Below are 14,731 nucleotides of genomic sequence, written 5' to 3'. Positions count from 1 at the left end.
AAAGATGCATTAGGAAGTCATATTCGGGATGAATTGGGAATTAATGAAATAAGCCAGGCCAATCCCATTCAGGCAGCCCTGGCATCAGGCGCCTCCTTTACTGTAGGTGGTGTTTTACCCCTGTCGGTGGTTTTACTGGCTCCTGTGAATGGTTTGGAATATTGGTTGTATGGCTTCACCATTTTATTCCTAGTAATATTGGGAATAACTTCAGCCAAAACAGGCGGTTCAAGTATAAAAAAAGCCATTTTGAGGATTACTGTTTGGGGAACTATTGCCATGGTTTTGTCGGCCTTGGTTGGATATGTTTTTGGGGTAAATGTTTAAAACCAACTAATTCAAGTCAATTGGATTAATTATCCCATTTTGAATGGCTTAGGTATAAAGAGTTACCCTGACCATTTCCATTCCGTAATTAATTAACTAAACCGGATAAACGTTTAGGAATTGCCGGAATGGAAAGAACCATTATTTCACAGAAATTCAGGATGGTGTATCTGTTGGTACCGTGCAAACAAGGTAGGGCTTGCACCCCGGGCAACGATTGAGGAAAGTAGCCCACAGGCACATGCAGCGTTAGCAAATGTGACGAGGACTACTGCCGAAAGCGTGACCCGAACGCCTTGCACCATTGCCGATTAAGAAACATTAAACGTTTTAGGCGGAGGGGGCCCGCATAAAAATTAAAAATGAACTAAAATCCACGTTGGTGAAACGACTGCGCCAACTATCTTTGCCCCCCTTACTATTATGAGTGAATTAGCTAAAACATACGACCCCAAATCTGTTGAAGATAAATGGTACAAATACTGGGAATCTAAGAAGTTTTTCAAAAGTGTACCTGATGAGCGGGAACCTTATACCATTGTGATTCCACCTCCGAATGTAACCGGGGTGCTGCACATGGGACATATGTTGAACAATACCATACAAGATGTGCTTGTTAGAAGAGCCCGGATGCAAGGTAAAAATGCGTGTTGGGTGCCCGGAACCGATCATGCCAGCATTGCCACAGAGGCTAAAGTTGTAAATTTATTGCGAGAAAAGGGTATAAAAAAATCTGATTTAAGCCGGGAAGCTTTTTTGGATCATGCCTGGGCCTGGAAAGAAAAATATGGAGGGATTATTCTCAAACAATTGGAAAAATTGGGTGCCAGTTGCGATTGGGACAGAACCCGATTTACCATGGAACCTTTGCTTTCGGAGGCTGTAATTGATGTATTTATTGACCTCTATAACAAAGACTTAATTTACCGTGGCTACCGCATGGTAAACTGGGATCCTAAGGCATTAACTGCTGTTAGTGATGAGGAGGTTTATCATAAAGAAGTTCGGTCGAAATTGTATCATTTGCAATATGCGCTGGAAGATGGAAGCGGTTCTATTACGATTGCCACCACCCGTCCGGAAACTATTTTAGGGGATACTGCTATTTGCGTGCATCCGGAAGATGAACGCTACCGTGCCCTGGTTGGGAAAAAGGCCTTGGTTCCATTAATTAACCGTTCCATTCCAATTATTGCCGATGAATATGTAGACCAGGAATTTGGTACCGGAGCTTTGAAAGTAACCCCGGCACATGACGTAAACGACTACGAATTGGGTAAAAAGCATAACCTGGAAACCATTGATATTTTTAACGCGAATGCCACTTTAAACGAGAAAGCCCAATTGTATGTAGGCGAAGACAGGTTTGCGGTTAGGAAGAAAATTGCGGTTGAACTGGAAGAAAAAGACTACCTGGTTAAGGTGGAAGAAATTGCTAACAAGGTAGGATGTTCGGAGCGGACGGATGAAGTGATTGAACCCCGCTTATCGCTTCAGTGGTTTGTAAGGATGGAAGGATTGGTAAAACCTGCTTTGGAGAATGTAGTTAATGGAAACATTAAATTTCATCCGGCCAAGTTTGTGAACACCTATCGGTATTGGATGGAAAATGTAAAAGATTGGTGTATTAGTCGGCAATTGTGGTGGGGACAACAAATTCCGGCCTGGTATACACCGGATGGAAGTTATGTAGTGGCTAAAACCAAGGAAGAAGCCATCAGGAAATTTGAAAACCGCGGATTTACCGGAAGTCCGGAAGAGATTAAGCAGGACGAAGATGTGGTTGACACCTGGTTTAGTTCCTGGTTATGGCCCATTTCAGTATTTGATGGATTTAAAGATCCGGAGAATGCTGAAATTAAATACTACTACCCTACCAATGATTTGGTAACAGCACCGGAAATATTATTTTTCTGGGTGGCAAGAATGATTATTGCCGGGTATGAATACAGAGGACAATTACCTTTTACCAATGTTTATTTAACCGGTATTGTTAGGGATAAGCTGGGAAGAAAAATGAGCAAATCGCTGGGCAATAGTCCGGATCCATTGGATTTAATTGATAAGTTTGGTGCAGACGGGGTAAGAATGGGAATGTTGTTGTGTTCACCTGCCGGAAATGATATTCTATTTGATGAAAGTCAGGTAGAGCAAGGACGGAATTTTTGCAATAAAATCTGGAATGCCTATCGCTTAATACAGTCCTGGGAGGTGAAGAACGATGCTGTGTACCAAAACACCATTCCGATTCGCTGGTTTGAAGAACGATTGGATTCTGCCATTGCTGAAATTGAAGATAAGTTTAGCCAGTATAAATTATCAGATGCCTTGATGATCATTTACAAATTGATTTGGGACGATTTCTGTTCTTGGTATTTGGAAATGATTAAACCCGGTTATCAGGAGCCGATTGACAGAGCCACGTATGACAAGACCTTGAACTTTTTGGAAATGTTAATGAAGGTTTTACATCCGTTTATGCCATTTATTACCGAGGAAATTTATCACTTAATTAAGGAAAGAGGCGAATTGGATTGTGTAACGGTATCGAGAATGCCAACCATGTTTGTTTCACCTTCCGGAATGGAAGAAAATTTTGAATTGGTAAAAGGTTTGATAAGTCAAATTAGAAACATTCGGAATGAAAAAGGGATTTCGCCCAAGGAAGGCTTGAGTTTACATATTAAAGGAGAGAGTGATTTATCGGCCTTTTTCCCCATCATTAAGAAGCTCGCCAACTTGGATGAGATTGTTAGCAATAGTGTTACAGGCAACAATGCATCCACCTTTGTAATTAAGGGAACAGAGTATGGCGTACCCTTGACCGGAAAGATTGATATGGCTGCCGAGAAAAAGAAACTTGAACAGGAATTGGCCTATGCCCGTGGATTTTTGAATTCGGTGCTTAATAAACTGGCCAATGAGCGTTTTGTACAAAATGCCAAGCCCGAAGTTTTACAAATGGAAAGGCAAAAGAAGGAAGATACCGAGGCAAAAATCAGCTCCTTAGAGCAACAAATTGCAGCAATATAAGATAGGTGTTATGAAATTTATTATCCAAATTGTTTTAAGTGCCCTTTCGGTGCTGGTTACAGGTTATTTAATGCCTGGGGTAAAAATAGATGGCCTTTCAACTGCATTGGTGGTTGCAGTCGTTTTAGCCCTGTTGAATGTATTTCTAAAACCGGTTTTGGTACTTTTATCTTTTCCTGTTACTTTTTTCACCCTGGGTTTGTTTTTGTTGGTTATCAATGCGATAATTATTTTACTTGCTTCCAAACTAGTAGATGGATTCCATGTCAGTGGATTTTGGTCGGCCTTGTTTTTCAGTATCGTATTGTCCATTGTGAATGCCATTTTAGGAGGCTGGGCTTCAGAAGATTAGACAACAAAGGTTTTAGCATTGCATCAACAACGAAGCAGGGTTTTATAAAAAGCAGGAAGGAGGAATTGATGATGTTCTAAATTCTTGGTATGCGGGCCCCCTCCGCCTCATTGTTTATTTGCTAAATCCAAAGAAATGTGCATGGCGTTCGGGTCACGCTATCGGCTGTAGTCCTCGTCCCCCTAGGCTAACGCCGTCGGTGTCCTGTGGGCTACTTGCCTCTATCGTTGCCCGAGGCGCTACCTATTGGCTTTATCTCTAACCCGATCCGATGCGGTATCTAGTAGGCCCCGGTAAGGAATTAAGTTGGTAATTGGGGGTTAAAAAATCATAAATATGCAAGCAAATTTTATGTACTAATCCATTGATTAACTGATACTTAAACTTGAAGGCACCTAATATCTACTGCATCATTCCGATACACCGTTCACAAGGGAAACCTAAAGATGTATTTTTGTCAAAATTTTACCACTTGAATTATTTTCTTTCCTTTTTATTAGTTGGAGTTTTAGGAGTTTGGAGTTTTGGAGCACAGGCGCAAAACAAAGTTTGGAATTTGCAGCAATGCATTGAATATGCCATCCAGCACAACCTCAACATTGCCCAAAGCCAGTTAAACTCCAAGAATATGGAATTAACCAAGAATCAGAATTACTGGAACATGGCTCCTAATTTGAATGGGTTTGCATCGCATGCTTATAACATTGGACGAAGGATTGACCCTTTTACCAACCAATTTGCCAACAGCACCGTACGTTCCAACAACTTTTATTTAAGCAGTCAGGTTACTTTATTCAATGGTTTGCAGCAACAAAACCTGATTAGGCAAGGGAATTATGATTTTGAGGCCAGCAAATTGGATGTTGAGAAAATAAAACAAGACATTGCTTTAAATGTGGCCAATGCTTACCTCTCTATTTTGTTGGCTGAAGAAGTTTTGACCAACTCTAAGAAACAAAGGGAAATTACCCTGGCTCAAAAGGAAAGAACCATGAAATTGGTAGAGGCCGGTTCATTAGCCATAGGCAACCAATACGATATAGAGAGTCAATTAGCCAATGAAGATTACAATGTAATAGCGGCCGAGAATCAGGTTACCATGGCTTATTTGTATTTGACCCAATTAATGAATTATACCGAGCAAGCTGATTTATTGATAGAAAAACCGGAGAATTTAATACCGGCAGAAAGCATTTTACAATCTACCGCAGAGGGAATTTTCCAATCTGCCGTGGCGATTCAACCCGACATTAAAAGTGCCGAATTAAAAACCTTGAGTGCCAAGTCGCAATTAGCACTTGCCAGGGGAACTGCATCGCCAAACTTATCCTTAAGTGGAAGTATTGGTACCGGATATTCCGGATTAAGCAAAGAGTTGGTAGGTTCACCAACCATAACCGGATTTACACCAAGTGGAATAACCTCCGGAGGCGATACGGTTTTTACACCTGAAATAAGTTATGATACCAGAACCACCCCATTTGGAAAACAGTTCAGCGATAACATCAACAAAAACATTACATTTAACTTAACCATCCCAATTTTCAATCAAAGGCAAAGCAGAACGGGCATTAACAGAGCCAAAATTGCATTAGAAAGTGCCCAGTTAACTACCTCTATTCGCAAGCAAAATCTGGAACAAAACATCCAAAAAGCCTATACCGATGCCAAGGCTGCATTGAAGCAATATGAAGCCAGCACCAAAGCTGTTTCAGCCTCGAAAGAAAGTTTCAGGTATGCTGAACAACGATACAATGCAGGGGCATTAAGTGCAATGGATTACAGCAATTCAAAATCCAGGTTGGCCATGGCTGAGGTAAACTTATATCGTTCCAAATTTGATTTAGTTTTCAAACTTAAAGTATTGGAACTTTATCAAAAAGGAATTAGTGGATTATAAACGCCTCTGTTTACATCGAGGCTTTTCATGTACATTCGCCAACTTTTTTAATACAATTGTATAGTTAATGAAAGAATACAAGCTGCTCAACAATGTTACAGGCTGGTTAGTGTGGTTACTGGCTACCTATGTGTATGTATCAACCATAGAACAAACTGCTTCCTGGTGGGATTGTGGAGAGTACATTTCCACATCGTATAAATTAATGGTAGGTCACGAACCGGGCGCTCCCATGTTTCAGATTATTGCCCGTACCTTTTCTTTAATTGCCTCCTCCCCTGCTGAGGTAGCCAAATGGATTAATACCATGAGTGCTTTGGCCAGTTCATTTACTATTTTGTTTTTGTTCTGGAGCATTACTGCATTTGCTAAAAAGTTATTGGTAAAATCGGAAAATGACTACAGCCTGGCCAAAACCATTGCCATTTTAGGTTCCGGAATTGTTGGCGGACTGGCTTATACTTTTTCAGATAGTTTTTGGTTTAGTGCGGTTGAAGGGGAGGTTTATGCTATGTCTTCGTTTTTTACAGCCTTGGTATTTTGGGCCATGTTAAAATGGGAAGATGCAGCCGATAAACCTCATGCAGATCGTTGGATAATTTTGATTGCCTTTTTAATGGGATGTTCTATCGGGGTTCACTTATTGAACTTATTGACCATTCCTGCTTTAGTGATTATTTACTATTTTAAAAAGTATCCATTTTCCTGGTATGGATTATTTAAAGCCTCGTTAGCCTCCCTGGGTTTATTGGTAGTAGTTCAATACGGAATTATACAGCGTGTTGTTTGGTTGGCCTCTAAGTTTGAGCTTGTTTTTGTTAATGGATTTGGTTTACCGTTTGGAACCGGGGTAGTTATTTATGCCCTGGTACTTATTGGTTTGGTTATTTATGGGCTAAAAGTGACCAAAGAAAAGAATATGCCGGAATGGAATACCACCTTGTTATGTTTTGTGTTTTTAATGATTGGATATTCTTCTTACGCCCAAACGGTTATCCGCTCCAAAGCCAATACCCCATTGGATGAAAGCAATCCGGAACATGTATTTGCCTTGTTGAGTTATTTAAACAGGGAGCAATATGGAGACAGACCTTTGTTTTACGGTCAGTATTACAATGCCAAACTGGAAGGAAGAGAAGATGGAGCTCCTATTTATTACAAGGATGATAAAAAAGGAGAATATGTTAAGGTTGGAAATAAATCTGTGGCCAAATATGATAAAAAGAACTCCGGTTTTTTTCCAAGGATGTACAGTACCGACAAAAATCATATTAGGGTTTACAAGGAGGTTGCAGGAATTCGAGGAGATAGAAAACCAACTTTTAGCCAGAACCTAAGTTACTTTTTCAACTATCAAATTGGCCATATGTATCTGCGTTACTTCATGTGGAACTTTGCAGGTAGGCAAAATGACATTCAGGGACACGGAAATATTACAGATGGAAACTGGATTTCAGGCTTTTCATTTATTGATGATGCCAGGTTAGGTCCGCAAGATAAACTACCTGTTATTCAGGATGTGAATAAGGCCAAGAATAAATTCTACTTCATTCCTTTGATTTTAGGCTTAATTGGAATGGTTTACCACTATTTAAAGAATAGGAACGACAGCATAGTGGTAGGTTTATTATTTATTTTAACCGGATTGGCTATTGTAGTTTATTTGAATCAGTACCCATATCAACCAAGGGAAAGGGATTACGCCTATGCGGCATCCTTTTATGCTTTTTCGATATGGATAGGTTTGGCAGTGGTTGCCATGTTTGATTGGATGTCGTCCAAATTAAATCCTATGGTTGCTGCTGTTACTGCCAGTTTAATTGCTATATCAGCTCCGGGTTTAATGGCCAAGGAAGGCTGGAATGATCATGACCGAAGCAATCGTTATGCAGCAAGAGATTTGGCAATTAATTACCTGGAGAGTTGCGATAAAAATGCTATTCTATTTACCAACGGAGATAATGATACCTTCCCATTGTGGTATGCCCAGGATGTGGAAGGCGTTAGAACCGATGTAAGGGTAGTTAATTTAAGTTTATTAAACACGGATTGGTACATCAATCAAATGCGTAGAAAAGCCTATGATAGTGATGCTTTACCTTTTTCATTAAAGGAAGATCAATTAAGAGGTGAAACTCGTTTGCAATTGCCGGTTTATGAAAAATTCAAAGATTATCGGGATGTTAAGTGGATTATTGATGAATTTGTTGCCAAAGACGGTTCAGAATATACCATTCCAACCACGGTAGGGAATTACAATTACATTCCAACCAAGAAATTAGCTTTAATGGTTGATACCAATCGGGTGGTTTCTAATGGAATAGTAGAAAAAAGCATGGCAAAGGAAGTATTACCTGTATTAACTTGGGAGTTAAAAGGCAATGCAATTACCCGAAATTCCCTGATGATTTTGGATATTCTAGCCCATAATGAATGGAAACGTCCGGTGTATTTTGCCATTACTGTTGGCAGAGAAAACTATATTGGACTGGAAAAATACTTCCAAATGGATGGGTTTGCATTTAAGTTAGTTCCGGTATTGCGGAAATCATTTGATGGTCAATTGGGCTATATTAATAGTGCCAAGGTGTACGACTTAATGATGAATAAATTCAAATGGGGTAACATGAAGGCACCGGAAGTTTACCATGGAGCAGAAACAGAACGCATGTGCGGAAACTACCGAAACTTATTTGCTCGACTAGCTAATAGTTTAAGTTTAGAGGGTAAAAAAGACAGTGCTTTAAAAGTATTAGATCGTTGTCTGGAAGAAATGCCGGCTAATTCAATTCCTTATAACTACAACGCCATGGCACTTTCTGATGCCTATTTCAAAGCCGGTAATATTGAAAAAGGTAAAAAAATAAACCAGGAACTATTCGATCAATACAAAAAGGATTTGGAATTTTACTTAGAATTAAAAGCGAAACTGTTGAAGAAAACAGATGAAGATCCTAAAATGGCCCTGGATGTTTTGGTTAGATTAACAAGATTGGCCAGGTTTTACAAACAAAACGATCAAGCCGATGCCTTTGAAAGAGAATTGAAAGTTTTACAAGACAGAATTTCCAACTCTCCATTAAGAAACTTTATTGGCTCCTAAACTTTTAATCTAAGAGAAAAGATATAAAATCTAGTAAAAACTCTTATTTATCGACGTATTTCTTAACCAGGGGAATACGTCGATTTTTTTTTAGGAACTTTTATTATTATTGACGTATAAGCCCTAATCCTGTAATAAAGGTTAATGGCAAATTTCTACCCAAAAGCCATATTTAATAACAGATTAAGGGGCATTCTCCTTCTCTTGTTTTTTAGTCTTCCATTGGTTGGATTTAAACCTGCTGCACAAGAAAATGAGGTAGACTATAAAATACATGCCAAGTTTATTTACCATTTTACCAAATACATCCATTGGCCTACAAGTGCTGCTAAGGACGTAGTTAGCATTGGGATTTTAGGAAATGATGTAGTTTATTCAGAACTACAAACTATAACTCCGGGTAAAAAGGTGGGAACTTTAGGATTCAAAATAGATAAGCTTACACCGGAAAGCAATTTTGGAGCATACAATTTAATTTTTGTTTCTGCCACCCAAATGAAGCAATTTGACAAAGTAATTACTGCTACGGGAGGCAAACCAATTTTAATTATCACCGAGAAAACAGGTTATGCCAGGAAGGGGGGTGATATCAATTTTTACATAGATAATGACCGTTTAAGATTTGAGATAAACGAAAAAACCATAACCTCCAAAGGAATGAACATCGCAACCGACTTATTAGTCTTAGGCACAATAGTCAAATAAAATGAAAAACATTCAGAAATATTGGCTTTTTGTTGTAATAATCCTTTCCGGATTGTTCCCTGCTCCTATCCTTGCGCAAATACCGGTGAATTACAATCCGGACTCTCTGAAAAACAAGGATTCGGAATTACTTTCTTTACAACAACTAATGGAAGTAAAAGTAACTGTTGCTAGTGAAAAGGAATTGACCGTAAGAGAAAGTCCGGCGGTTATTACCCTAATTTCTGCTGACGAACTAAAAAACAGCGGTGCAAGAGATTTGATGGATATTATTCGGCTAGTTCCGGGTTTTGATTTTGCTCAGGATGTGGATAATATTATCGGTTTAGGAGTTAGAGGAAATTGGGGACATGAAAGTAAAGTGTTGCTAACCATTGATGGTCAGGCCTTGCAAGAAACCAGCTATGGCAATTTACAATTCGCCCAGCATTATCCTATAGAAAACATAGAACGAATTGAAATTATCAGAGGACCGGGTTCAGTGGTTTATGGTGGAAGTGCAGCTTTGGCCGTAATAAATATCATCACGAAAACGGGTAAAGAACTGAAAGGCGGTAGTCTTCATTTTAACTATGGCCAGCTTGAAAGACATTTTGGAAGAATCAACGGAACTGCCAGTTTTGGCCAACAATTTGAAAATGGAATAAATCTTAGTGCCAGTTTAAGTTATAATTCAGGTATCATGAGTGACAGGCTGATCCCGATAGATTCTGTAACCAATCTGGATTATGCTGACAGTTCTAAAATAAAAAACATGTATGCCAATGTAGGTTTAAAATACAAAGGTTTGGATGTAAGGTATATCTATGATAATTATGTTGTGAATGTAACCGAACGCTCATTGGATTTTAACTTCGAGTCTCATTTAGTAGGATTGCAATACAACATCAAAGTAAACGATAAGTTCAAGATAATTCCTCGCTTTAATTTCAAAGCTCAAAAGCCATGGAATTCATCCAATGAATTAGATGGTGATACCACCCATTATACCAATGTATTCAACACTCGATATTCCGGACGTTTGCTGCTCGACTATCAACCTTGGAAAGTTTTCAACTTATTGGCCGGTGCCGAAATTTTCCAGGACAACTCCAGGTTTTTGACCAAGGATCCTTACATGGTGTTTACCAATGGCCAATCCTCTGTTCATTACATCAATTTAGCCGGATATCTTCAAGGATCGGTTAAAACAAAACATATTTCCGGAGTTTTAGGATTGAGGTATAATTGGCATAATTTATTCGAACCGGTTTTAGTTCCAAGGGCTGCTTTAACCGGAATTTTTGGAGTTTTCCACGCTAAGTTGCTCTATTCTATGGCCTTTAAAGCTCCTACTATTTATAATTTGCAGGTGAATCCGGCGATTAAACCTGAATTAGTTCATGTGGGAGAGTTAGAAGTTGGTTTAACCATTGCCAAGAAACTTCAGTGGAATGCTAACCTGTATTATATGAAAGTAAAGAACTCCATTGCGTATTTTCAAAATGGTGTGACTGAAAATTTCTATAATTTTTCAAAATCAGGAACGTATGGTGTAGAAACCGAACTTAAATACAAGGATAATTTTGGATTTCTTTCTCTTTCCTATTCCTATTACAACATCTTAAAAAGTAACGTTCCCATTTTTCAATTCGCAGATTCTTCTATTTCTGCTTATCCGGCCTTTGCGAATCATACTGTTAAACTTAAGGGATCCATTAAAATTATTCCAAACTTTTATTTTAATCCTTCCGGGATATTCTATAGTACTCGTTATTATTATAATCCGGACGGAAGTGATGCTTCTTATGCTCCTTGTGTGTTGTTGAATGCCTATTTGAATTACAACAATGCATTTACCAAAGGTTTAACTATTGGTGCAGGAGTTTACGATATTTTAGGAGTAAACTTTAAATTCCCACAGGCCTACAATTCCGGATATAGTCCATTACCTGGCCCCGGAAGAGAAATAATAATTAAGTTGAGCTATCAGTTTAACTGGAAATAGACCTAACCCTCCTAGGTAGAATGGATTGGGGGAATAAGGGCAGAATATCAATTCTATTTTTTTTGATAGCAAATCTGCCTTAGTCCAATTATGCATTTCTGACTTTTTCGTCAGACCCTAACTAATGTAAGTAAAAGCTGAATGGTGGGTTTGCGCCTCGGGCAACGATAGAGGCAAGTAGCCCACAGGCGCACGCGGCGTTAGCCAAGTGGGCCGAGGACTACAGCCGAAAGCGTGACCCGAACGCCCGTGCAGGCTTTTGGGGGAATAAGCAATAGGATGTTGGGCGGAGGGGGCCCGCATAAAAGTTTTAAAAAAAATAATCGGTTCAATCGAATGGAGTGTTTTGGCAAACCAAAATTTGGATAAAAATTCAGAATTAAAGCAGGTCTAACCTATTGGTATTTGGCACTTTGCAAAAAAAAATCAAAGAAAGAATGGCATCATTTCATAAAATACCTTGGTTTAATAACTTATTTCTTCCTTTTTTCAATGATTTGCCTATTTTTGTTGCGCAATGGAAAAACTGAACGATTGGCTATCTGCCGTTGAGCAAAAGACAGACCTATTGATAGAAAAGTTAGAAGCTTTGAAGAAGGAAAATTCTTCTTTAACTTCTGAGAATCAAACCCTTAGAGAAAAGAATGCTCAATTAGAATCTGAAGGAATAGTACAACATTCTGTTCATTCCGGCGCACCCGAAAATTTTGCCAAGGCTGACACCGAAAGCATTAAGAAAACAATAGACGGAATTGTAAAAGAGATTGATCAAGCATTAGCAGTTTTATCCAACTAAACTACCCAGCATTCATGCCACCAGTTCAGAAACAGGTGAATATAGGAAACAGGAGCTATCCTTTAACCATTGATAGCAGTGAAGAGCAGAAAGTAAAATCCGCTCAATCGCTTATTGATGAGAAGCTCTTTGTGTATGAAGGAAGGTATCCGGGAAGGGATTATCAGGATTTATTAGCCATGACATCCTTGCAACTCGCTCTGGAGATGCAATATACCGGAAATGGAAAGAAGGAAACCGAAAGCAATCAACAGGTTGCCAATACAGAAGCCATTGATTTGCTAAAGAAACTTGATCAGAAACTTTCCCAAGCTCTAGCCTCTTGAAATTCTTAATGTTGAAATTGTCATGCTGCGGCCTAAACCAATAGTTTAACCGCAAAAAAATGACCATTTTAATTTATTTAGTAATTGCTCTAATCGCTGCCATTGCCGGTGTTGCCGGAACCATTGTTTATCAGAAAAAAGCCCTTAACGGTAAAGCTGCCCAAATTTTAAAAGATGCGGAAGCAGAAGGTGAAGTAGTTAAAAAGGAAAAAATGCTTCAGGCAAAGGAAAAATTCCTTCAACTTAAATCGGAGCACGAAAAAACCATTGCAGAAAAAAACTCCCAAATATCCCAAGCCGAAAATCGCATTAAGCAAAAAGAGGGAAACTTAAATCAAAGGCTGGAAGAAGTAAGGAAAAAAGAACAAGATTACGACCGACACAAGGAACAACTAGCTCAACAAATCGAAGCCAACAAGCGCAAAAATGAAGAACTGGAAAAACTTCACCACAAACAAGTGGAAGTTCTTGAAAAAGTTGCCGGAATATCCAAAGACCAAGCCATGTCGGAATTGGTGGAATCATTGAAAAATGAAGCCAGAACAAAGGCCATGCAGTTTACCAAAGAGGTAATGGATGATGCCAAAATAGCTGCCGACAAACAAGCGAAAAAGATTATTGTGGAAACCATGCAACGGGTTGCTCATGAAAGTGCCGTTGAAAATGCAGTAACCGTTTTTAATATTGAAAACGATGAAATTAAAGGCCGTATCATTGGTCGTGAAGGTAGAAACATACGTAAAATTGAAGAAGAAACCGGAGTTTCAATTATTGTTGATGACACCCCGGAAGCTATCATACTCAGTTGCTTCGATCCGGTAAGAAGAGAAATTGCCCGACTTTCTTTACACCAATTGGTTTCCGATGGACGTATTCACCCGGCCAGAATCGAAGAAATTGTTGAAAAAACCAGAAAAAAACTGGAAGATGAAATTTTTGAAACCGGAAAACGCACTTGCATCGACTTGGGAATTCATGGATTACACAATGAACTCATTCGAATGGTTGGTCGGATGAAATACCGGTCATCCTATGGACAAAACCTATTACAACACAGCCGCGAAGTTGCCAATTTATGTATGGTAATGGCAGGTGAATTGGGTATGAATGCCAAAGCTGCCAAACGCGCCGGATTATTGCATGATATCGGAAAAGTTTCCGAAGAAGACAATGGCATTCCTCATGCAATCTACGGAGCACAATTAGCCGAGAAATACAACGAAAGACCTGAAATTGTAAACGCCATTGGTGCTCACCACGATGAAATGGAAATGAAATTCGACATTTCTCCAATCATCCAAATCTGCGATGCCATTTCCGGGGCTCGCCCGGGTGCACGCCGCGAAATTGCAGAAGCATATTCCAAACGAATTAAAGACCTGGAAGATTTAGCTATTACTTATCCCGGTGTAAACAAAGCCTTCGCCATCCAGGCCGGTAGAGAATTAAGAGTAATTGTAGAAAGTGAAAAAGTGAGCGATCAGCAAGCCGGTATGTTAGCATTTGATATTTCTCAGAAAATAGAAAATGAAATGACCTATCCCGGACAGGTAAAAGTGGTTGTAATTCGCGAATACAGGGCCGTTGGTACAGCTAAGTAGCACCTCCCTCCTAGCCTACAATTGAAATTTTTGGAATAATTTAGTAAGTTAATTTCCTTCCAAAAATTAATTTTACAGGAAATATTCAATGAAACCAACCATTTTCCATAGGATTTTATCCATAACCTTGTTAAGTGGTTGGTTTTGTTTTGCCAATGCACAAGACCAGCAAAACAATCCGCAAGGACAAGATTTAAACCCTTACAAATCCATTACCGGTGGACTCTCCATTCGTCCCATTTTCCCCAGTAAAACTTTTGGAAATGGAAGCATTCCTTTCGATACGGCAGGAGTCAACTTCACTATTAATCCAAAAATATCTTATTCAGCCGGTGCGGTGATACGCCGAAGTTTTACCAAATTACTTTCTATGGAAGCCGGATTAAACTACACTAGACGCGTTTATTCCATGAAAGTAGTTGACACCAACAACCTTACTACTTTTATTGATTACCGAACCATTTCATTCAATTTTCCGGTACAGGGAATAGTTTCCGTTCAGTTAAGTAAACAGGTATTCTCTAGCCTGGGTTTTGGCCTGGTTTTCGATATTTACCCATCCGATATACTCGTAAAACAAGGTGTATTTTACAATGTAGGT

Annotated in this window: 11 protein-coding genes; all 11 read left to right on the top strand. The window is 39.1% G+C overall.

Annotation, left to right across the window (positions count from 1 at the left end; translation table 11 throughout):
* On the top strand, positions 1-327 hold a 327-nt coding region (locus K1X82_12210; GenBank protein ID MBX7182868.1), incomplete at its 5' end, for a VIT1/CCC1 transporter family protein.
* Positions 328-750: 423 nt separating this feature from the next.
* On the top strand, positions 751-3,360 hold the full coding sequence (locus K1X82_12205; GenBank protein MBX7182867.1) for a valine--tRNA ligase: 2,610 nt from the start codon (positions 751-753) through the stop codon (positions 3,358-3,360).
* Between the two features lie 10 nt (positions 3,361-3,370).
* The gene (locus tag K1X82_12200; protein ID MBX7182866.1) at positions 3,371-3,712 is read left to right on the top strand and encodes a phage holin family protein; all 342 of its coding nucleotides are present in this window, start codon (positions 3,371-3,373) and stop codon (positions 3,710-3,712) included.
* Positions 3,713-4,184: 472 nt separating this feature from the next.
* Complete coding sequence (locus tag K1X82_12195; GenBank protein MBX7182865.1) at positions 4,185-5,612, top strand: TolC family protein; 1,428 nt, start codon at positions 4,185-4,187, stop codon at positions 5,610-5,612.
* Positions 5,613-5,679: 67 nt separating this feature from the next.
* Complete coding sequence (locus K1X82_12190; protein MBX7182864.1) at positions 5,680-8,715, top strand: DUF2723 domain-containing protein; 3,036 nt, start codon at positions 5,680-5,682, stop codon at positions 8,713-8,715.
* A 144-nt stretch (positions 8,716-8,859) separates the two neighbouring features.
* Entirely contained in the window at positions 8,860-9,420 is a 561-nt protein-coding gene (locus K1X82_12185) for a YfiR family protein (GenBank protein ID MBX7182863.1), read from the top strand.
* 1 nt (position 9,421) lies between these two features.
* Positions 9,422-11,407, top strand: a complete 1,986-nt coding sequence (locus tag K1X82_12180) for a TonB-dependent receptor plug domain-containing protein (GenBank protein MBX7182862.1) — start codon at positions 9,422-9,424, stop codon at positions 11,405-11,407.
* A gap of 517 nt (positions 11,408-11,924) precedes the next feature.
* Positions 11,925-12,203: a cell division protein ZapB gene (zapB, locus tag K1X82_12175; GenBank protein MBX7182861.1), complete on the top strand. Its 279-nt coding sequence runs from the start codon at positions 11,925-11,927 to the stop codon at positions 12,201-12,203.
* A gap of 14 nt (positions 12,204-12,217) precedes the next feature.
* Positions 12,218-12,529 (top strand): cell division protein ZapA, encoded by a 312-nt coding sequence (locus K1X82_12170; GenBank protein MBX7182860.1) that lies wholly within the window; start codon positions 12,218-12,220, stop codon positions 12,527-12,529.
* Positions 12,530-12,588: 59 nt separating this feature from the next.
* Positions 12,589-14,130, top strand: a complete 1,542-nt coding sequence (gene rny, locus K1X82_12165) for a ribonuclease Y (GenBank protein ID MBX7182859.1) — start codon at positions 12,589-12,591, stop codon at positions 14,128-14,130.
* 88 nt (positions 14,131-14,218) lie between these two features.
* Positions 14,219-14,731 (top strand): hypothetical protein (locus tag K1X82_12160; protein ID MBX7182858.1); only part of this gene is annotated, 513 nt, incomplete at its 3' end.

The sequence above is a fragment of the Bacteroidia bacterium genome, assembly GCA_019695265.1.
GTDB lineage: Bacteria > Bacteroidota > Bacteroidia > JAIBAJ01 > JAIBAJ01 > JAIBAJ01.
This window is presented reverse-complemented; position numbering and strand designations above follow the sequence as displayed.

What these genes read in the sequence shown, in the direction of transcription:
- zapB (MBX7182861.1), top strand. Translation starts at nt 11,925, where the DNA reads ATGGAAAAACTGAACGATTGGCTATCTGCCGTTGAGCAAAAGACAGAC.
- K1X82_12190 (MBX7182864.1), top strand. Translation starts at nt 5,680, where the DNA reads ATGAAAGAATACAAGCTGCTCAACAATGTTACAGGCTGGTTAGTGTGG.
- K1X82_12200 (MBX7182866.1), top strand. Translation starts at nt 3,371, where the DNA reads ATGAAATTTATTATCCAAATTGTTTTAAGTGCCCTTTCGGTGCTGGTT.
- K1X82_12205 (MBX7182867.1), top strand. Translation starts at nt 751, where the DNA reads ATGAGTGAATTAGCTAAAACATACGACCCCAAATCTGTTGAAGATAAA.
- rny (MBX7182859.1), top strand. Translation starts at nt 12,589, where the DNA reads ATGACCATTTTAATTTATTTAGTAATTGCTCTAATCGCTGCCATTGCC.
- K1X82_12185 (MBX7182863.1), top strand. Translation starts at nt 8,860, where the DNA reads ATGGCAAATTTCTACCCAAAAGCCATATTTAATAACAGATTAAGGGGC.
- K1X82_12180 (MBX7182862.1), top strand. Translation starts at nt 9,422, where the DNA reads ATGAAAAACATTCAGAAATATTGGCTTTTTGTTGTAATAATCCTTTCC.
- K1X82_12170 (MBX7182860.1), top strand. Translation starts at nt 12,218, where the DNA reads ATGCCACCAGTTCAGAAACAGGTGAATATAGGAAACAGGAGCTATCCT.